Raw genomic sequence first — 20,626 nt, forward strand, 5'->3', positions numbered from 1 at the left:
TGAAAATCCACCGAGTAAATGAGACTATTCCGCAGTATACATTTCTACGTCCGATAAGGCAACATTATTGGACATAGAAACGATGTGCATGCTGCGGCGGTTATATCGCTATTCACTGGAGTTAAGCGCCGCATGGGTTTAGGCTTTCGGGATGAACACAGCCGCTAAACTCATTCTGAGCGATACCAAGACCATACAGCTTCTACCCCGCTGGATCACTCTCCGGCCGGACGAAACCCCTGAAACTGTTGCGTTTTTATCGGGCGCGGCACTGGCCACCCTAGATGTGGTGTTGCGCGATCCGGGAACCACATTTCCCGGTGCGTTATTGCGGGATCGATTGGCGCTAGATGCGGCAGTTGCTTGTTTAAAGTTGGAAGGGCGCAATGCAACAGCGTCGGATATCCGCGATGCGGTGTGTCTGGCACGGGCAGGGGATGCCTTGGGACCTGCGGGGGACATGTTTGTGGCGTGGCGCAGGTTGGCGCAGGTGAATTTGGCCGCCGGTGGGTGGAAAGACCGTGTTAGGAAGGTGTTGCCTGCAGCAGTTGCAGAAGCGTTGCCGGATTTTGGCGCAGCTGCAGGAACACCGGTTGCACGGGCTAGCCAGATTCTGTCGAACACGCTGCGACAGTTTCCACGCGAGGAAGCGGCGGCATTGATGGTGGCGGATCTTACGCTGGCCCGCGCGCTTGGGTGGGATCGGCCTGTGCCGCTGTTAGCGACCCATATGGCCCGTAGGGATATCCGTGCGATTGCGGATGGGGAGGACGATGTGTTGCCTCGTGTTCATCGCGCCATTCTTGCGGCTTGCGATGGGGTGATCCGTAAAGCGGCGGATTTGGATCGCCGCGCCGCCAGGTTGCGGATGATAGCGCCGAAACTGCGGGCGAAAGGATCGGACGAAGCACTGTCCTTGTTTCTGAGCCATGACGCGGTGTCGCCATCGGGGATGTTAAGCCCGGTGATACAAGGCACGTCGTTCCCGATGACCGACCGCGCGGCGCGGCGGTTGTGTGATCGGCTGGTGGGGTTGGGCGTTGTGCGTGAACTCACTGGGCGCGCGACGTTCCGGTTGTACGGGGTGTGAACATGGTAAAGGAAAAGCCTCCACTCGACATTGAATTGGAAGACTTGCCGCCAGAGTTGCGCTGGCGCGAATGGATGGGGCGCATCGAGGCGGTGATTTTTGCCAGTGCGGCACCGGTGCCACGCGCGGATCTGGCGCGTGTTGTCGGGCAGGGGGCTTCGGTTGATATATTGATCGAGGATATCCAAGCGGAACTGGCTGGTCGTCCTTATGAGTTGGTTGCCGTTGCTGATGGCTGGCTGATGCGGACGCGGGTGCGATTTGCCGACGCGATCCGGACGGCGGCGGATGTGAATGAACAGCTGGTAGACTTGAACGAATTTGAGGTCGCAGTGCTGGCCGCCATCGCCTATCACCAGCCGCTGACGCGCGACGGGTTGAAGGACATCTTCGGCAAGGACATCAGCCGCGATTTAATCGGGCGGCTGAGCGCGCAAAGGTTGATCACCACCGGACCGCGCAGCCCAAGGGCGGGGGCGCCCTATACCTATGTGACGACGTCGCAGTTCTTGCTGGTCTTCGGGATGGCAAGCCTCCGCGATTTGCCCGATCGCGACGAGCTAGAGGATGCTGGCTTGGCAAGTTGACACACAAAAGCCCATATAGTATGCAAATGGTGAGGTGCGTAATGAGCAAATGGTGGAGGTTCTAATAGACAAATGGTGGGCTCTCTAATAAGCAACCAGTGGTAAGTTGCCAGACCTCTCACAAAGTCTGCTTTCCGCAAGGCTCGAAAGGGAAACACCGGTCCATGAGTGATACAGAAGACTATCTGCCAAGACACCTCATTCCAGAGCTTGAAGACGCAATCGCATCAGCACGTGTGGTTAACCTCATTGGCCCGAGGCAGGTTGGCAAGACAACACTTGTAAGAGACTTGTTTGGCAATGGCCGTTTTATCACTTTGGATGACGCAGCAGTCTTGGCCGCCATTGAATCGGACCCAGAAGGGCAGCTCACCAGTCTGATGGAAGACTTAAACCACGCACCGCTTATCATTGATGAGGCTCAGCGGTCTAAAAAGCTGGCTCTGGCAATTAAGAGGGTGGTCGATACCAATCGGCGCAAGGGGCAATTTGTACTTACCGGATCCTCCAACGTATTTACGACCACTGACGTAGCTGACTCGCTTGCGGGCAGGATGCGCACACTTAAGCTCTGGCCCTTGTCCGTTGCCGAAGTCAAAAGAGCACCTCTCAGCCGCCTAATGGACTGGGCGATGCAAAAAGACCCGAAGCTAGGACAAGTGGCCAATCCAGAACCAATCAGCCGAAGTGATTACATTGATCTCATTCTGGAAGGCGGCTTTCCGGAAACCAGAACGCTGCCAGTCAGATCCCGTCAACGGCAGTATCGCGACTATATCGACGCGGTGGTTGAGCGTGATGTGGCAGATATCACGCCGGTCCGAAAGCCAGATGCCCTGCGTATCCTGATAGACCAGATGGCGGCGCGGTCGGCTCAAGAAATCAATGCGTCCGAACTTGCCAAACTGACCAAACTGCAACGCGTTACAGTCGAACAATATTTGGATATCCTGATACGCTTATCGATGCTCACCAAGCTGGGTGCCTGGACATCGGGCGAGGGCAAGCGGGAAATCAAGAACCCAAAATATCACTTCGCAGATTCAGGCATAGCCTGTGCCTTGCGCCGTTTCACTAAAGATACCTTCACCATCGACAACAATCCGCAAGCCCTCGGCGGTCTGCTTGAGAGTTTCGTTTTAAACGAGATCCAGCGAGCTATCCCAATGCAGGCCGCTGACTACCGGCTCTATCACTGGCGCAGTGCAGACCAGCGGGAGATTGACATCTTGGTCGACGGGGGCAGCCATCTTGTCTGCGTTGAGATCAAAGCTTCTGCATCAATCAGCGGTGATGACTTCAAACACCTCAAATGGTTCTCAAAAGACGGACCCGGTCGTAGTCGGGCATGTACCGGCATCGTGTTTTATTTAGGTCAGGAAAAACTCACCTTTGGTGACAGAAATTTTGCACTCCCCGTGAGCGCTCTGTGGAGTGACATCAATGTTTAAGCCTTTGCATCAAGCCTCCTTGGACCTGCCTTGGACTGCGCTCATCGTGACGCGGACCGAGAGCGTAGTTATTGAAAATCGCAGAGATTTGCGCTTCTACTTAAGCGATAGTGATTGCATCAAATATCCTTCAACCTAATGTAATTCGTAAGAGGGCTTTGTTAATGTCATCAATTCTAAAGTTATTTCGAGTTACCTTTTTCTACGCGCTTTATTTTTTGATGTGCATGGTCGTCGTAACCTTCGCGTTGCAAGGCTGGCCTGTTGGCGGACAGATGCTTTTTGCGTTTGGGGTGCCGATCTTTTTGGTCTGGTGGCAAGAGCGCAGAAGAGCACGCAAAGCGCTCAGCAGGTTGGATACGGTTGAAGAAAAAAAGCTGCGTGACGATTCATCCAGCACCGCGCCGCGTCTTTCTGATGAAAAAAACGTCCGCAAACCTCCGGTGAGTTCTGAGAAGCAAGTCGCCGTTCCGTCACTGCCGCCCAAACCACCAAAACAGAATTACGCTGAAATTGTGCGTGCTGGCCAGACTGCGGCACCAGCGCTATCCGCAATAGCCAAGCGGTACGAGAACGCGCGGCCAACAGCACACAAGCCGCAAACGAATTCTCGTAAAAGTGGCTGGATTCCTGCAACAGAGACAACGACCGTTGCTGGGCGAAATATTGGTGGAATGGTTTATGTCGGCACGCCGCCTTTGCTCAATCATCACGGCTATCGTGACAAATGCAGGGCCTACATTGACCCGTCACTTTCTGTCGCAAGGACAGGGGACGACAGGGCAGGGGAGGGTATGTCGTACTGGCCCGGATACTCTGATATTTCAGCGCGAAGCAGGGCGACCTATCTTGAATGGTTGGCAAGTGGCCGTTCTGACCCATCCTATGATCCGGGCTACATGTTCTTGTACTTCTACGGGCTGGAGCGGCGGCTTTTTATCGATCAATCCGATGCAGATGCAAAGGACATCGCTGCCGAAGTTCGTAGGCTTATTTCCATTTATCCTGAAAACCATTCGGTCAAAAGATACCTTGGCGAGTTTCTTGATATTGTAACGCTCAAAGAAGCCGAGTTTGAAGCGTTGGAACCGATTTTTGAGCATAGCGGATGGGAACTGCCTTTTGTACTTCGGTATGTCATTGGGGCACGTATTGCCCATGGTCAGACCCTCAGCGCGGATTGGATATTGAGTTGGTTGATTTGCCATCCAGAAAGCAATTTGCGCACGCCCGCTACGCGCTGCCGCGAAGAATTTCATGGTTTGTTCAAAATCAGGTTTGACAAACGTTTTCCTGATGGGCTGAAAGTTACCAAGCCACGCAAACACCTCAAAGCAACGTATCGCGCAGCCTCAAGCGAGTTTGAGGGAACGCTTAGCCCCATGGCGAACGGCAAACCCGTTCCTGATATCTCCGGATTGCGAAAGCCGGTCGAGATTGCGCAGGAAGTTGCAGATGAAGTCATAAACGACCTTGATAAGCTGAGCCGCTATCTTGGTCGGAACCCCGAGGGCAGGGGAAGCATCGAAGCGCACGCCCTTTTGCCACTAGATCTGTGGAACCTGTTCCCGTCGACACAAATGGAAGCGCTGAAAGAGTGGGCGAGGGGGATCATGCAGAGCGGCGGACTTATTCCGCTGGCCGACGTGATCGAAAAGCTTGAAGGACAGCGTAGCACGAAGATTGGCAAGCGACAGCTAACAGGGGCGGCAGATGCTTTGGCGCGTCTTGGATTTGGGCTCGCACCTGATCCACGCTTTGCACTGCGTTCACCGAAACCGGAAGAACCCGTAGTTCTGTTTGATCTTGGCGAGCAGATCGAAAAGCTGGAAGATGTTTCGGCAAGCTATCAGACAGCGTTGATGGAGTTGGCTCTTGCCTCGTTTGTTGCCCATGCAGACGGGCGTATCGCCGATGCTGAACGCAAAGCGTTGGAGGCTCAAATCGCATCTGTTGAGGGGCTGAATGAGCAAGAGCGGCACCGCCTTCAGGCAAATATGGTATGGTTCCTTGCCGTGCCGCCTGACATGACCCTGCTGCGCCGAAAACTCAAAGATGTTGGCGTGGAAGACCAAACGGCGATGCGTGCGGCCTTGGTGGGTGCGGCACACGCCGATGGTGTCATCCAATCCGAAGAAGTCGCCAGCATTGAAAAGGTGTACAAGGCATTGGGCCTTGATCCATCACTCGCCTATTCCGACCTTCACGCTGGAGAGATTGCAGACGCGCCACGCACTGTTCGTGCGGCCCAGCCGGGCAATTCTGGAGAGGCCATTCCTGAACTACAAAAGGCAACCGGGCCAGTGCTGGATGCATCACGGATTGCGGCCATCAGATCAGATACGGCGCGGGTGTCTTCTGTCCTTGGACAGATATTTGAGGCCGAGGAAGAAGCAGAAAATGGCAGAGACTCCAAGGGTGCAACGCTGTTTACAGGGCTAGATGCAAAACATGGGGCACTGCTGTTGGATTTGGTGGGTCACGAGAACTGGACCGAGGACGCATTCGAGCAGCTTTGTGGAAAGCATGGATTGATGTCGTCAGGTGCATTGGAGGCTATAAACGAGTGGGCCTTTGAGACCCATGATGAAGCCTTGCTGGACGAGTATGATGGATATGACGTGTCTCCCGAGATTGCGGATGCGGTAAAACAAAAATTAGAAGGAGAGGGGCGTCATGTCTAAATTGAAGCCACGTGAACGCGATGCAATTGTTCAGGCTTTGCGGGCGGGGGTCGTGCCAAAACTGGGCCTGCGTCATATTCAGGTAGGACGCGTTCGCGAGATCGAAGAACTTGTGAAGGACATGGAACGCATCGCGGACGGCGGCTCAGCCATCCGTTTCGTTATCGGGGAATATGGATCCGGCAAAACCTTCTTTATGAACCTGATCCGGTTGGTGGCTTTGGAAAAAGGGCTGGTGGTGATGTTCGCTGATCTTGCACCCGACCGGCGTATTCACGCGACAGGTGGGCAAGCGCGCGGCCTCTACGCAGAGATGGCGCGCAACCTGTCGACACGCACAAAACCCGATGGTGGAGCCTTGGCCAGTGTGGTTGAGCGGTTTGTCAGCCAAGCGCACCGAGACGCCGAGGAAAAAGATGTGCCTACGGGCACCATCATTCGCGAGCGCTTGGGCCATTTTGAAGAACTCACTGGCGGTTTTGAATTTGCAGAGGTCATTCGCCGTTATTGGGAAGGTCATGAAAACGGGGATGACGAACTTAAGTCGGCAGCACTTCGTTGGCTGAGGGGAGAATTCGCAACCCGCACAGATGCGCGCAAAGCACTTGGCGTGCGCACGATTGTCGATGATGCGAGCGTTTACGATCATCTCAAGCTGATGTCGGCATTTGTGTGCGAGGCGGGTTACAAAGGGCTACTTGTCGGCCTTGATGAAATGGTGAACCTGTTCAAGCTGACATCGTCCCAAGCGCGCAATGCGAACTACGAGCAGATTTTGCGCATTTTGAACGACGTACTTCAGGGCAGTGCCGAGAATCTTGGGTTTCTCATGGGAGGCACGCCAGAGTTTTTGATGAACACGCGCCGTGGGCTTTATAGCTATGAAGCCTTGCAATCGCGGCTAGCGGAAAACACCTTCGCCCGCGATGGGTTGGTTGATTTGTCGGGCCCTGTTGTGCGGCTGGCCAGCCTGACGCCGGAAGATCTGTTTGTGCTGTTGGCTAATGTCAGACGCGTGATGCAGGACGATGAAACGGCTTTGCCTGATACAGCGCTGGAAGCCTTTATGAACCATTGCTCCGATCGGATTGGAGAGGCTTATTTCAGAACCCCGCGCAACACGGTCACGGCTTTCGTGAATTTGCTGTCCGTGCTGGAACAAAATCCAGGTGTTGAATGGAGTGACCTGATTGAAAAGATCGACGTCTCAGAAGACCGAGGCGAGGATATGAGCGAAGTAGAGGAAACGACTGGCGCTCAACCGAGTGGTGACGACGATTTGATCAGCTTCAAGCTCTGAGCCTCGAGGATGAGCAGCGCCTTTGACCAACTTGCCCGCCCCGTCCAGAAGTGGATCAGACAGCAGGGGTGGCGTGAGCTGCGCGACATTCAGGCGCGTGCAATTCGAACTATTTACGAAACTGACAACGACCTCATCGTCGCGGCATCGACGGCCGGTGGTAAAACAGAGGCTGCATTTTTTCCATTGATCTCTCAGGTGCTGGATGCACCGGCAGAGGGTGGCGGTTTCGATGTGCTCTACATCGGACCACTCAAGGCGCTGATCACGGATCAGGCGGGGCGGCTGGAAGGCATCTGCCAAGAGGCGGAGCTTCCAGTGGTGCCGTGGCACGGCGATGTGTCGCAATCAGTCAAAACGCGCGCGATGAAAAACCCTAAGGGGATACTATTGATCACGCCAGAGTCGCTGGAGGCATTGTTTGTCCGTCGGGGCTTGGAAATCGCGCGCCTGTTCGGTGCAACCCGAGCTGTGGTGATCGATGAATTGCACACTGTGCTCGATAGTGAGCGCGGGGTGCAATTGCGATCCCTGCTGACACGTCTTGAGTTGGCAATCAAAAGGCCCATCCGCCGAATTGGACTATCTGCGACGCTTGGGGATATGGATCTCGCCTGCGCTTACCTGCGGCCTGACAATGCGGAACACGTCACATTGATCGAAGCAGACGGCGGAGAAGCGGAACTGAAACTTCAGCTGCGTGGATATCTTTCCGGTGGAGAAGACGACAACACCCCATCTGCCACAGACGCTGTCGCAGCGCACTTATTCGAGCATCTCCGGGGAAGTGACAATCTTGTTTTTGCCGGTGCCCGTCAACGTGTTGAAATTTACGCTGACCGACTGCGCAATCTGTGCGAGCAAGAGCATCTTCCCCAAGAGTTTTATCCGCACCATGCTAGCCTTTCACGCGATCACCGCGATTTTGTCGAACGGCGCCTGAAAGACAGCAGCAAACCGACCACGGCTGTCTGCACGTCCACACTGGAGCTTGGCATCGACATCGGCGATGTGACCTGTGTCGCCCAAATCGGCGCACCCTTCACTGTCGCAGCCCTGCGGCAGAGATTGGGACGTTCAGGACGTAGGGAGGGCCAGCCAGCGATCCTGCGACAATACGCGGTAGAAACGAGGCTCACTTCGGATAGCAGCTTTGTGGATCGTCTGAGACTAGGCCTGATCCGGTCAATCGCGATGATTGATCTGTTGTTGGAGGGCTGGTGCGAACCACCAAAGCCGCAAGCGCTGCATCTGTCGACACTTGTGCATCAGATCCTATCCGTAATCGCACAGCGGGGAGGGGCACCCGCAAATATTCTATACAGCGTGCTGTGTCGCGAAGGTCCGTTTCGGCAGATCAGCACAGCAATGTTTACGGATGTGCTGCGCGCGCTCGGTCATCCTGAAACTGGCTTGATAGAGCAAACGGACGGGGGTTTGTTGCTGTTGGGGCAAACTGGGGAGAGGCTCGTTGAGCATTATAGCTTTTATGCGGTGTTCAAGACGCCCGAAGAATACAGGCTGGTTTCAAACGGGCGAGATCTTGGGACATTGCCGGTCGATAACATCCTTTCACCTGGGATGATGCTCATCTTTTCCGGACGCCGTTGGCTGGTTCAGGAAATCCATGATCGCGAGAAGGTAATAATGGTCAAACCCGCCAAAGCAGGTGTGCCGCCTGTGTTTGGCGGCGACCCGGGCGAGATCCATGACAAGGTAATCGCGCGCATGTTCGATGTGTTGGAGGGCGATACCAAGCCCCTCTACATGGACGCGAATGCGCTTGAAATGCTTGAGGAGGCGCGGCTGAACTATGCGCAGATGGGGTTTGCTAACGGGTCGCTTGTCAATTTGGGGGAAGAAACATCAATTATCGCAACACGAGTAGGGACAATGAAAACGACAACCTTGGCGCTTGCGCTGAGAAGCTTTGGGTTTTCTGTCGAACAATATGATGGTTTCCTTCAAGTGGAAGCTGGGGAAGAAACTCCGCCATTAACTGAGGTTCTCAACAGGATTGGGGAGGGTGAAGATGTTGATCTATTTGCAGGCGCTGGAAACCTGCTGACCGAGAAGTTTCACCCGCATTTGACTCGCGAATTATTGGAGTTGGATGCGATTTCATCTAGGCTTGAGCCAAAATGCCTTGAAAGTGTAGCCACAGCTCTTGCTGCCAACGCTAGGGCGAGAAGTTGAAGTTCGGTGTGAATTCCAAACTGATTTTTTGGCTGACCAGAGCAAGCGGCTTTCAGGCCCGTCCTTGGCAATCCGATCTCACTATGATCTTCATTTAACTGATTGTAATATAATAAGCGAAAGAACGCAGGTAGAATCGTGAGTTGCTATTATCGAACACATATCGGCGCTGTTTTTCAACTTTTTGCCGCGGAGGTATGCTTTTGACAGATCGCAGCGCTGTTCCCACAATCCGTGGTTATTTTTATCAGTTTGATCGCTCGATCCTGAGCATTCTTGAACTCGCCGAAGCTACGGAAAGCGTGGCAATTGAATGCATCGAAGACATCGATGTGCGAACAGCGACGGACTTCACTGCTGTCCAATGCAAATATTACGAGAAGACCGAATACAATCATTCGGTAATCAAGCCAGCCATAATTTTTATGCTTTCGCATTACAAAGACGGTCTTACGGCAGGCCGGCCTTCGATAAAATATAAGCTCAGTGGCTATTTCGAGTCCGGTCAAAGCAAACTCGTCATGCCGTTCAATATTGATTTCCTCAAAGAAAATTTCCTCACCGTTACATCGAAAAAAATCACTGAAAAAAAACATGAGGAATTGAACGTCAGCGATCAAGAGCTCAAGGGCTTCTTGGAAGCCCTCTCGATCGACGTAGATGCCGCAAAGTTCGACGACCAGTTCAATACCATCATCGGTGCGCTCGCCAAGCGGTTTGATTGCTCGCTCTTTACGGCCGAGTTCTTCTATTACAACAGCGCACTTCGCGTTATCAAGGAATTGTCGACCCAAACCGATGAAGCCTTGCGCATCATCACAAGGCAAGAGTTTCTTGAGCGAATAGATACATCTTCAATCCTCTTCGACGAGTGGTTCGTCGCCAAGAGGGGAAAAGCCAAGTATTATCAAAAGCTCCGCAATGAATTTTTCGTCAATGGATTGAATATCTCATCGGCAGATCGGCTCTTCATTATCCATGTGAGCGAAAGTTCGTATCAGAGGGGCGCTGTTAAAGGCCTGCTCAAGACAATTTCACGGAAGTACTCCAAACTATCACCGCGAGAGGCGAAACCGTTTTCGCCGTACGTTTTGCTCTGTGGCATCGACGATGCAGAGATCGCAGCCCTTAAGCAGGAGTTGCACAATGAGAGTCTTCGTTTCCTCGACGGATATGATTTCAAAGACGCCGAGTTTGACGGAGCCTCAATCTCTCGCTCTGCGACTCACAGCAACGGTCCTGATTTGCGAATATTTTCCTACCTGTTTGAAGCACAACAGACTTTTCAATCTTTCCTACGATTCCGGGAAATTTATGAATTTTATGAAATCACGCCCATGGCTGACTTTGGCGACGACGCCATAAAGCACGTTAGGCTTCAAGTTCCAGACTATAAAGATATCGAAAGCATAATTTAGGGGTAAATCTATGAGCAATGTAAAAGCTGAAGTGGTCGCGGTGTTCCCTGACAAGGTTAAGATTGTTGTCGATGACCTCGAAAATTTTCGTGTAGCGGAAGAGTCTTTGCGGGTTGGATCTTATCTTAAGATATCTGACAACGAAAACGCTGTTCTGATTGCAATTATTGAAAATTTTCAGATTCAGGCTCAAGACGACGGTAGCCGGGACTACGTGATCGACGCGTTTCCGCTCGGTGTTCTGCGCGATAAAAAATTCGAACGGGGCGGTGACGCCCTTGCAATCCCACCAAAGACGGTTGAGCCCGCCACTATAGACGACATCCGGCTCATCTATGGCAGTGCATTACCTTTAAACGATCGCTTTTGCTTTTCAAGACTGGCGACGAACCAAGAAGTTGAAGTTCCAGTCGACGGGAACAAGTTCTTCAATAAGCATATCGCTGTAGTCGGTTCGACTGGTTCCGGGAAATCTCACACAGTGGCGAAGATTGTTCAGAACGCTGTAGCTGAGAAGGGCGATTATGCCTTGAACAATTCGCACGTGATCATATTCGATATCCATTCCGAGTATCGAGCGGCTTTTCCGGACGCGAATTTTTTGGACAGCGCAAATCTTGTGCTTCCCTACTGGATGCTGAGTGGCGAGGAACTGGAAGAGTTCTTTCTTGATACCGAGGCGAACGATCACAACCAACGCAACGTGTTCAAAGATGCTGTTCTTCAGAGTAGGAAGGCCCAGTATTCTGGTGCCGAAGACGTCAAGGAGCGGATCCATATGGATACGCCTCTTCCTTTCAACATCCGCGATGTTCTCAAGCACGTGATTGCTCGGAATGGCGAGATGATTGATACTGGCGAGGTCTTCGCCTCCGGAGCAAAGAAGGGCCAGACGAAGTTCACCCAAGGTAGCCTCAATGGGCGCCTTACAAATTTTGTGAACCGGCTTGAGAGCAAGATCAACGACCGCCGGCTCGAGTTTTTTTTGGGGGAGAAGTCGCAAACCATCACCTTCGAAGAAACGCTCCGCTCAATTCTCGGCTACAGTACAGAAAAGCCAAAAAATGTTACTGTTATCGATCTGAGTGGCGTCCCTTTTGAGGTTCTTAGCATTACGGTTTCGCTGATCTCGCGTTTGATTTTCGAGCATGGATATTTTTACAAGCGGTTGCGCTCTGCGGCTGATCCAAACGAGAAGATCAACAATGACGCGCCCATCCTTCTCGTTTACGAGGAAGCGCACAAATATGTACCGAATAGCGATCTTTCCAAGTTTCGTGCGTCGAAAATGTCAATCGAACGCATTGCCAAGGAGGGACGGAAGTACGGCGTTACTTTGCTTCTCGCGAGCCAAAGGCCATCAGAGATCTCCGAAACCATTTTCTCGCAGTGCAACAGTTTCATTGCGATGCGTCTGACTAATCCCGTTGATCAAGGATATGTGCGTAAGCTTTTGCCGGACTCACTGGGTTCTCTGATCGACAAAATGCCAGCCTTCAAGCAGGGAGAGGCGCTGCTTGTCGGAGAATCGATCGCACTTCCATCTGTGGTGCAGATTGATGTTTGCACAACTGGGCCGGCATCGACGGACATTCCCTATTGGGCTCTATGGAAAGAACAGTGGAAGGACCTTGCCATCCATGAGATCCGGGACGAGTGGCTGCGGCGCTAATAGTTCAGGCAGTCTGCGCTTGGATACAGATAAGTGCTGGGCGCAGTCTGTGCGACTTGTATGAGCAAGTGATTGGCTAATCGATCAGAGAAACGTAGTCAAAGGCTGGTTATTTCTATCGATGAACGACCTTACTGAGAAGACCAACTGATAACTTGTTGTATCAACAGAAAAGCCGCATCTTTCGCGGAAACACGGACGGAACATAATGCGCCTTCTCGTTTCAGCTGACATTCACCTTGGATCACCCATCCGATCCGTGGCGTTACGCAACCCGGACCTCGGCGACCGGCTGAAACAGGCCAGCCGCGATACTTTTGCCGAGATCGTCGATCTGGCGATATCGGAACAGGTCGATGCGTTGGTGCTGGCGGGCGACATCTTTGACAATGGTTACCCGGACCTGAAATCCCGCGCCTTCCTGATTGCCCAGTTGGCGCGTGCCTCCGAAGCTGGTGTGCCCACGGTGCTGATCAGGGGTAACCACGATGCGCTGTTAGATCACAAGGCGCATGGAGATTTGGGGCCGAACATCCATCTGCTGCACAAGGGCGCACCAACGGTCGAGATCGGCGGCACGGCTTTCCATGGCCTCTCCTTTGATGCGGCCCATGTGGCGAAGAGCTTCCTTCCCGATTATCCGCGACCGGTGCCGGGCAAGCGCAACGTGGGGCTGATGCATACCTCGCTTGACGGTGCCCCGGGCCATGATCCCTATGCACCCTGCGGCGAACGGGACCTGATGGCGCATGGGTACGACCTCTGGTGCCTCGGGCACATTCATGCACCTTTTGAGCGGGTCGATGGACCGATTCTGGCGGTCATGCCCGGTATCCCGCAGCCGCGTCACTCTGGCGAGCGCAACGGTGGTACCGTGACCTTTGTGTCGCTGGGCGAGGGCACGCCGGAGTTCGAACGCCGCGCCATTGGGCACCTTGGCTTTTCCGAATGCGCGCTGGATCTGAGCGCCTGTGCTGACCAACAAGAGGTCTTGCGCAGCTTGGGAGACGCGTTGATGTCCGCGCAAGTGCCGGAACGCGATATGGCGGTGCGCCTGCACGTCACTTCGGATCGCCACGGGACAGAACTGGTGACGGAACTGGCGGCCGAAGTGCTGGATAGCATCGATCGCGTATTCCTCGACAAGGTCAAATCTGTCCCGCCGCCCCGCAAACCGGGTGCCGAGACCGACGATCTTGTCCGCCTCATGCAGGACGAACTGGCCGAAGAAGGCTTTCGACAGGCCGCCCTGCAACAGCTTGAAGAACTGCGCCTCGCCCTGCCATCCGAAATCATGGACGAGTTGGATGAGGGCGGGCTGGATGCGCTTCTGGAGGAAGCGATTGCGGAAGTCTCTCTGACATTGCACGCGGGGGCCTCGCAATGAGGCTGAACCGGTTAGACCTGATCCGCTATGGCCGTTTCAAAGACGCCGAGATTACCTTTCCAAAGCGTGACGAAGGCGTGTCCGACGTGACAGTGATCTTTGGTCCGAATGAGGCGGGCAAGTCCACGGCCTATCACGCCTTTCTGGAATTGCTCTTCGGGTTCAAAGGCGGGGCGCACCCTTATGCCTTTCGTTTCGACCGAAGTGATCTTTTGGTAGGAGCAGAACTTGACCTGCCTGGCCGCGGGGTCATGGCTTTGCGCCGAAATAGCAAGAGGTCCCAATCGCTGTTGGACGCAAATGACCGCCCAATAAACGAGGCGATCTTGTCGGGTGCTTTGTACGGCTTGACGCGAGATACATACGAGGAACGGTTTTCGCTCAACGAAAAGGGTTTGCGGGAAGGCGGAGAACGGATCGCCGGGGCGCAAGGGGACCTTGGCCAGCTCCTGCATGCGGGTCTCTCTGGCCTGACAGGCATGGCACAAACGCTGGACGCGTTGGCGGAGCGGGCCGACAAATTTCACAAGAAACGCGGTCGAGGGAACGCTCTTAAAACAGGCAGTGACCGCCTGAAAGAGATTGGTCGCGAGCTGAGGGCTGATCGCCTGACGACCGAGCGAGAGCGCAACCTGCGCCATGATCGGGACCGGGCTGCGGCGGAGTTTGAGGGGGTCGATGCCGAGCTGCGGCAAGCCCATCAAAGACAAGCTGCGTCGAAAGCCGCAGAGGTCTGGTACGATCGGACCGAGGAGATAGGGCAGCTGACAGAGGCCTTGGTCGATTTCCCCGACGGCCCCGAGCTTCCTCCTGGCGCGGCAGAGCGCGTGGCGGGCCTTGTCGAAAAAATCGCGGCGCAAACGATCCGGATCACGGAGGCGGAAGAAGAGATCACCAAGCAAGATCTGATCATCGCAGACAATCCGGTCGACGTGCTGGCCCAACTGTTGACGGCAGAGTTGGAACGGCTTGATCAACTGCCCATCGACGGAGCGCCGCTGATGGGGCGGGCCAGCACTGCGCGGGCCGATCTTGCCCGGCGCAGCGAAGATCAGGAAAAACTCAGTAGCCAAATAGACACCGTTTTGCGGCTCCTCCAGGTGCCAGATGCGCCGGCATCCACAATTGCCTTGGAGGCAAGCGTTCTTGAGCATCTCGCGGCTGCAGTCCAGGAGTGCTTGACCGCTAGTATTTCAGCGGACGCCGCGCGAAAGGCCGTCGAAGCAGCCCGCGTCCAACAGGGCGATGCGCCCGCTGAACCGCAAGACTTGACTGCGCTGCGAGCCGCCTTCGATCTTTGGAAGACTGTGGCCGATCTTACCGCGTTAGAGACTGATCAAAGCCAAGCTTTGGCGCGTCTGACTAAGGTCACTGCTGGTCTGCCGGGGTCCTGGAAAGAACTGATCTCCGAGGGCCTTCCGACGCGCGAAACGCTCGACGAAGTCGGTCGGAACTGGGCGGCCCTGGCCGCCGACCTTGCGTCGGCGAGCAATGACCTCGACGCGCGTGCGGCAGAACTGGCCGAGGCGCGGGGCGACCTTTCCGCGCATGAGGCTGCACCTGACGCTGTTGACATCGTCATTACCGAAGAGACCCGGCGTCGGCGTGACATGGTATGGCAGCAGCACCGGGGCGATCTGACCACCAAGACCGCGGATCAATTCGAGGCGGCGATGTATGCTGATGATGGCACCCGCGCGCATTACCTGACCGGCGCAGAGGCCCGGCAGCGACTGCTCGCGACACAAAGTCAGGAGCGGACCGCCGACGCAAGGCATGGAACGGCAAAGACGCGTCACGACGACCTGGTCACTCTCCGTGACCGCCTGTCGGAGCGCTGTTCCAGATTGGCGCTTGCACTAGGATTGGAAGAAGACGCGGCCCCCTCAGCCTTCAGCGCGCGCCAGCAGACACTGAACGCAGCGGCCGAAGCTGCTGCCGATCATTCCAATGCGAAAGAAGCGTTAAGAGCCCGTCTTGCCCATCAGGAGGCGGCCCGCGACGCGCTGATTGGTGCTGCGCGGCCCCTTGGACTTGACCCAGCGAAAGGTGCTCTACCCACTCAGGTACAACGCGCATTGACGTTGGAGGATAGTGATCGCAAGGCTTGGGCCAAATGGCAGGACGGCGAGAAGACTATAGCCAAGCTGGACAGCAAGTCGGAGGAATGCCGAACCGACTGCGAAACGGCGCAGGGGAAGCTTGACCGGTTGACTGCGGCGCTGCCTCTGCCTGATCACTCTCTTGAGGCAATTCGAGCCGCTTTGCCGCACCTGCGCAGCCTGCAGCAGCTTTATGGCGAGCATCAAAAGCTTTCCGCTCGGATCGAGGCCTTAGAGAAGGCGGTTGCCGCCCTTGCCGATGGTGCGCAGAGTCTGAATCGGATTTTGGATGATCCTGAGGAAGAGCCTGATATCGACCCCGTTCGAGTCATCGACCGTGCGCGTGTGCGCGTGGCGGCATCCATGCGGGCTGACGAAAAACGAGCTGAGGCCACATCGCGACGCGATGAAACCGCCAGCTTAAAAAGCCGCGCAAAGACCGAACTTCAAGCTGCAATCGGTGACCTAGATGGCTGCTTCAATGGGCAGGGCGGGCAAGACCTCGCGCCGCGCGACAGGGTCGCAAAGTTGGTTGAACGTGATCGTCTGCGCGCAGATAAGGCAACGGCGGACCGCGATCGGCAGAAGGCCCGTGATAGTGTAGACGCCGATCTCTTTGCAGAGGAACTGGACCGGATGCCGGACGCCACACGCGCAGCAGAGCTGGAACAGGCGTTGAAAGATGCGCAGGACTCCCGCGATACCGCCCGAGACGCGCAGCGCGAGGCTGCCCGCCTGTATCGCGAAGCTTTTGAGGCTGCCGACCGCAGCGATCTCGCCACCGAACAGGCGACACTGCTAGAAGAACTCCGGAGCGGCGCGCGTCAGGCGGCTGTAGCTCGGCTCGGGGTGCTGGCGTCGCGCGGGGCGCTGCGTCGACTTGCGGCAGAGCGGCGCAGCGGCATGCTGCGCGACGTCGAAGAGGCCTTTGTCACCATGACCGCTCCCAAGTGGAAAGGAGTTGATGTTTGGAGCCAGGCGGAAGGCGAAAAGCTCGTCGGTATCCAACCTGACGGCAGCACGGTTCCTGTTGAACAGATGTCAACGGGCACAATGGGTCAGTTGTATTTTGCGCTGCGCCTCGCTGGATATCGCAGCTTTGCCCGCGAGCCGGGCCCACTGCCGATGATCCTTGACGACATCATGGAAACCTTTGACGATACGCGCGCGCGAGCGGCCTTGCGGCTTTGTGCCGAGATCGGCACGAACGGACAGGCAATCCTCTTCACGCATCACGCCCATCTGGTCGAATTGGCACGCGACACCATCAAGGGGGTGACTGTCGTGAACATGCCAGACTGACAGGTTTGAGTAGGCCCCGGATTTACTCTTGCAAACTGGTATGGAAACAGGAAAGCAGAGTTCAACACTATCAGCCGAAGAGGTCGCCTGTGCCCGAAGAAGTATCCAGAACTTCGTAAAAACCAGACATGTGCAGTAAGAAGTCGTCGCCTAGGCTTCGGTAAGAAAACTCAAACGTTTCAATCGCGACGCGACGCTGTCCCGCTACCTCGGAATATTCGACAAGTTGGAGAAAGTGTGGCTCGGAATGAGGTGGCGACGCAAGTGTGCTGACTATCGCCATCCGCTGGTTTTGCTTAAGGGCTGGTTGTTTATAGGGATAGACGAAAACACAAAACACGCCTTTATCTGTCTTATAGCTAAAATCTGGTGCGATAGTTGCCTGTCGTTTACCGAAAGAAACCGTCTTGCGACCATCTTCAACATGTTGCGCTCGATCAAAAGGTATTGACTTGCACAGCGCATTGAAAATCGACAGCTTTGCTTTGGCCTCGCCGGGACCATCAAGAGTCTCCAGAAATTTCTCAGCCTGCTCGTGAGGAATGCCTTTTAGATAGGATATGCACGTCGAGTATAGGCTATCGTAGTTCCAGATTCCTCCAGATTGTGCATCATAGTCATCAATTTTGGCTTTCAAGCGTGCCACTTCCTGCGCTGTACCCGGCTTTCCATACGCACTTGGGTTGAATTCGCGAACGCCCCGTAGAAAATCTGTCTTTGATTTTTGTGGCAAGCAGAAGCTCCTGTCTATTTCACCTTATCAAAATCTCGAACCCACAAATTCTGGTACAAGCGGGATGGCATTCTCGTTAAGATGCTTCCGGATAGTCTCTCTGTCTGAATGGTCGAAATAGTAGGGTCCGACGAGTTCCTTCTCGACAGCTTTTGCTAAGTCTGTGACATCGCTGGCTAGACGAAGCAGCCCTGTCCACTTTGCGTCCTCATCGAGAATCCTGCGGGTCTTGTCCGGGGTCATGAGAGCAATCGCCCTACTACGATTTTTGCTTAATTCATCAAGCCAGCGTTCAACACCTGACAGTACCATCAGATCGCGCGCTACTTGGTGGGTAATATAGTGGCTGGGGCAATGGTAGATCAGGCTACCGATATCGTAGCTGCTCAGCTCGATGTCGGCATCAGAGTCGTTTTTGAGGTTCTTGGCCAACCTGATACCCATACGCGCTCCGTCGTTCGTCAATCCCGCCTTTGCCTCAATTTCAGCAATGTACCGAAATGGATAATTTTCAATATGCTCCAGAGTGTATTTGTTGACGATTTCTACGCCGCGAGACGCTTCATCGAGAGACCGCTGATAGTCTGCCGAGTCAAGCCAGTTAGCTGGAACGACATCTACTTTACGTCTGAAACCGCCATCGCTGAGTGCAATGGATTTCGCGGGTGTTTTATCGACAGTCGCACCCCAGAAGCGTCGATCTAGGACAATTTCTGATTTGCGCCGCAGGTCTAAAACGGTGTCTTTCACATTTCCCGAGAAATCGACGTAGGATTTCAGACTGCTTACGCACGGGCTCACACGCAAACAACGCCCTTCCATTACAAGAAGATCAACGTCGCTGGCACCTCGGATATGGACATTAAGCGGGACGGAACCTTGAAGTTTGAATTCCGGATAGAGATGCTCATCGCGAAGCCCTTCACTTAGGTTCCGTTCAACTTTCTCTGCTTCTTCATGCGAAATCTGCGTGGACCGTGGATCGACCTCCTGCATCGATCCTAAAGCATACTTCGTTGCCTTGTTGGCCGTTCTCTTCTCATAGGCTTCGCCATGCCCGGCAGACATGAGGACGGTGTTATTGTCATCCATTCGGCGCGAACGGAGCCGCGAAAGTCGTTCGTCAAAATCACGCGGCATCCGGCGCTCTCCTTTTCAAATTCATAGTTCCATGCGTGAAGCGGCCGCCGCCGTTGAAATACGATCCCTCAGCCGTTTGGAGATCAGGTGCGAACAACAGGTCGCAGTGACCTATGTGTGCCTGAAGCTCCGCCTCACCTGGTTTTGGTTGATTGCGGTAGCTATATATTAGTCTGAATCCAGCGCGACCTTCGGGCAGGATGGCCGCTGAAACGCTATGAGACTGGCTTTGCGCTGTCTTTAGCCAAACGAATATTCGCTCATAGCGCTGTGTGATCTCGATCTTTCCCGCCCAGTCCCATTGAGGTTCGTTATCCTGGTCATACGATTTGCCTTCTAGATCCCATGATCCTGATATGTCGGGAATGCCAACCACCGAACGGACACCCTTCCAACGCCATCCAGATCGGTCAAAAAGCAAGAAAAGAGCACCGAAAACAGCAGCCCCAGTCAATGGCCAGAAGACAATTTCAGGCACATCTATCAGACCACGATCTTCTGCCAATGCAAGCAGCAGGCCGACACCGACGACTAGCCCGCCCGCGATCAGGCCAGCTGCAAAGGATATCCACATCCCAATTTTGGATCGGCTGTGACCGACAACGGAGTACTCATGTTCAGCCAAGGTAGAGACCTCATGATTTTCGGCCCATATTGTGAGTCGGGGCCGCAGGACCCCAAGATGTACCCCACTCTGCGCAAATTTTCAATCCGAAGGCGTAGATGTTTTCACTTTTTGTTCTAGCCGTAGCTGAAGGTATACTTTGTCGGGTTTTCGTAAGTTACGATATGCGACTGGTCACCATAATTCCTAGTTATCATCACCCAGACTGGTTCTGCCTAATTTAGAAACTGGAAACGGCATAGACAGCAGGAGTCCGGATCAACCCTCTTTTTTGTCGGCAGGGCTGTTTGACACCCAGGCCGTTGGTCATAAATTCATAAATCATGATCATTTCCGTTAAAGTCGCATGCCTCTTGCGGCAACTCTGAATCTTGCTGGCGCCTGATGATACGGTCCTTGGTGCGAAGTGGCGCAGCTTTGCAGACATTTTTTTGCATCAGTGGCTCCCTCGGCTGAATACAGTCAAGCGACGAGATCAGCTGGTTTGATGGAAGGTGTTGGGTTGTCGTCGTCTGAGGTTATGCCCGGTTTGAAAAAGAGGAATTGCGCGCCGTTCCGGCCGCGCTCTACTCGCTGCGCTCCCGAAGCCTGCTGACGCAGTCTTCGCCATCCGGTAACGATCGCGCACGCGGCACCATGGCATAACACCATCGGTGCAAGGCCACTTATCGATATCGCTATATATAACGAGAACGCTGCGCCCGTAACGGTGCAGCGTTTCTGCATTCGATGAGCGCCCTCACGTTGTTTTCATTGCAATTCGCCCCCTTCGGGCGCATAAGGCAAACGCGCTCTGCACACGGGGCGTGAGGCTTAGAAACCTGTCCGTAAGAACTCCAAACGGCCTTAGCGGCCGGGTGGCGTTTGCCATGTACAGGGCGCTCGCGCCTAAAAGCGGCGCGCCTTTCTTACGGAAGGTTTCTAACACCCGGCTTGGGT

Annotated in this window: 13 protein-coding genes; 10 read left to right on the forward strand and 3 right to left on the reverse strand. The window is 54.4% G+C overall.

The features are described from left to right. The first annotated feature begins 151 nt into the window (after window positions 1–151). The 10 genes from ACVBAU_RS17700 to ACVBAU_RS17745 all read left to right on the forward strand — a co-directional run bounded on the left by ACVBAU_RS17700 (window position 152) and on the right by ACVBAU_RS17745 (window position 17,189). Window positions 152–1,090, forward strand: a complete 939-nt coding sequence (locus ACVBAU_RS17700; RefSeq protein WP_448329453.1) for a DUF1403 family protein — start codon at window positions 152–154, stop codon at window positions 1,088–1,090. Between the two features lie 2 nt (window positions 1,091–1,092). Beyond that, window positions 1,093–1,677 (forward strand): SMC-Scp complex subunit ScpB, encoded by a 585-nt coding sequence (gene scpB, locus ACVBAU_RS17705; protein WP_448329455.1) that lies wholly within the window; start codon window positions 1,093–1,095, stop codon window positions 1,675–1,677. Between the two features lie 164 nt (window positions 1,678–1,841). After that, on the forward strand, window positions 1,842–3,128 hold the full coding sequence (locus ACVBAU_RS17710; protein ID WP_448329457.1) for an ATP-binding protein: 1,287 nt from the start codon (window positions 1,842–1,844) through the stop codon (window positions 3,126–3,128). A 164-nt stretch (window positions 3,129–3,292) separates the two neighbouring features. Further along, window positions 3,293–5,812 carry a TerB N-terminal domain-containing protein gene (locus ACVBAU_RS17715; RefSeq protein ID WP_448329459.1) on the forward strand — a complete coding sequence of 840 codons (2,520 nt, stop codon included), beginning with the start codon at window positions 3,293–3,295 and terminating at the stop codon, window positions 5,810–5,812. Beyond that, window positions 5,805–7,112, forward strand: a complete 1,308-nt coding sequence (locus tag ACVBAU_RS17720) for an ATP-binding protein (RefSeq protein WP_448329460.1) — start codon at window positions 5,805–5,807, stop codon at window positions 7,110–7,112. The genes ACVBAU_RS17715 and ACVBAU_RS17720 overlap by 8 nt, the downstream gene beginning before the upstream one ends. 9 nt (window positions 7,113–7,121) lie before the next feature. Further along, on the forward strand, window positions 7,122–9,308 hold the full coding sequence (locus ACVBAU_RS17725) for a DEAD/DEAH box helicase (RefSeq protein WP_448329462.1): 2,187 nt from the start codon (window positions 7,122–7,124) through the stop codon (window positions 9,306–9,308). Window positions 9,309–9,505: 197 nt separating this feature from the next. Next, window positions 9,506–10,726 carry a DUF4297 family anti-phage-associated protein gene (locus tag ACVBAU_RS17730; RefSeq protein WP_448329464.1) on the forward strand — a complete coding sequence of 407 codons (1,221 nt, stop codon included), beginning with the start codon at window positions 9,506–9,508 and terminating at the stop codon, window positions 10,724–10,726. A gap of 10 nt (window positions 10,727–10,736) precedes the next feature. Then, a complete protein-coding gene (locus ACVBAU_RS17735) occupies window positions 10,737–12,398 on the forward strand; it encodes an ATP-binding protein (RefSeq protein WP_089423268.1) in 1,662 nt (553 codons plus the stop codon). 208 nt (window positions 12,399–12,606) lie between these two features. After that, window positions 12,607–13,785, forward strand: a complete 1,179-nt coding sequence (locus ACVBAU_RS17740; protein ID WP_448329466.1) for a metallophosphoesterase family protein — start codon at window positions 12,607–12,609, stop codon at window positions 13,783–13,785. Continuing rightward, a complete protein-coding gene (locus ACVBAU_RS17745) occupies window positions 13,782–17,189 on the forward strand; it encodes an AAA family ATPase (protein ID WP_448329467.1) in 3,408 nt (1,135 codons plus the stop codon). The genes ACVBAU_RS17740 and ACVBAU_RS17745 overlap by 4 nt, the downstream gene beginning before the upstream one ends. Window positions 17,190–17,259: 70 nt before the next feature. On the opposite strand, the gene ACVBAU_RS17750 is transcribed toward ACVBAU_RS17745, so the two are convergent. From ACVBAU_RS17750 to ACVBAU_RS17760, 3 genes are read right to left on the reverse strand one after another with little or no spacing between them, the layout of a single operon-like run. Then, window positions 17,260–17,922 (reverse strand): hypothetical protein, encoded by a 663-nt coding sequence (locus ACVBAU_RS17750; RefSeq protein ID WP_448329468.1) that lies wholly within the window; start codon window positions 17,920–17,922, stop codon window positions 17,260–17,262. 27 nt (window positions 17,923–17,949) lie between these two features. Next, the gene (locus ACVBAU_RS17755; RefSeq protein WP_448329471.1) at window positions 17,950–19,062 is read right to left on the reverse strand and encodes a hypothetical protein; all 1,113 of its coding nucleotides are present in this window, start codon (window positions 19,060–19,062) and stop codon (window positions 17,950–17,952) included. Then, complete coding sequence (locus ACVBAU_RS17760; RefSeq protein ID WP_448329473.1) at window positions 19,052–19,687, reverse strand: Cap15 family cyclic dinucleotide receptor domain-containing protein; 636 nt, start codon at window positions 19,685–19,687, stop codon at window positions 19,052–19,054. Before ACVBAU_RS17760 ends, ACVBAU_RS17755 begins: the two co-directional genes overlap by 11 nt. Between the last annotated feature and the right edge of the window lie 939 nt (window positions 19,688–20,626).

The organism is Sulfitobacter sp. M13, from assembly GCF_053474885.1.

Excerpts from the sequence above, each read along its gene's own strand:
- ACVBAU_RS17700 (WP_448329453.1), top strand. The coding sequence starts at position 152 with ATGAACACAGCCGCTAAACTCATTCTGAGCGATACCAAGACCATACAG.
- scpB (WP_448329455.1), top strand. The coding sequence starts at position 1,093 with ATGGTAAAGGAAAAGCCTCCACTCGACATTGAATTGGAAGACTTGCCG.
- ACVBAU_RS17710 (WP_448329457.1), top strand. The coding sequence starts at position 1,842 with ATGAGTGATACAGAAGACTATCTGCCAAGACACCTCATTCCAGAGCTT.
- ACVBAU_RS17715 (WP_448329459.1), top strand. The coding sequence starts at position 3,293 with ATGTCATCAATTCTAAAGTTATTTCGAGTTACCTTTTTCTACGCGCTT.
- ACVBAU_RS17720 (WP_448329460.1), top strand. The coding sequence starts at position 5,805 with ATGTCTAAATTGAAGCCACGTGAACGCGATGCAATTGTTCAGGCTTTG.
- ACVBAU_RS17725 (WP_448329462.1), top strand. The coding sequence starts at position 7,122 with ATGAGCAGCGCCTTTGACCAACTTGCCCGCCCCGTCCAGAAGTGGATC.
- ACVBAU_RS17730 (WP_448329464.1), top strand. The coding sequence starts at position 9,506 with ATGCTTTTGACAGATCGCAGCGCTGTTCCCACAATCCGTGGTTATTTT.
- ACVBAU_RS17735 (WP_089423268.1), top strand. The coding sequence starts at position 10,737 with ATGAGCAATGTAAAAGCTGAAGTGGTCGCGGTGTTCCCTGACAAGGTT.
- ACVBAU_RS17740 (WP_448329466.1), top strand. The coding sequence starts at position 12,607 with ATGCGCCTTCTCGTTTCAGCTGACATTCACCTTGGATCACCCATCCGA.
- ACVBAU_RS17745 (WP_448329467.1), top strand. The coding sequence starts at position 13,782 with ATGAGGCTGAACCGGTTAGACCTGATCCGCTATGGCCGTTTCAAAGAC.
- ACVBAU_RS17755 (WP_448329471.1), bottom strand. The coding sequence starts at position 19,062 with ATGCCGCGTGATTTTGACGAACGACTTTCGCGGCTCCGTTCGCGCCGA.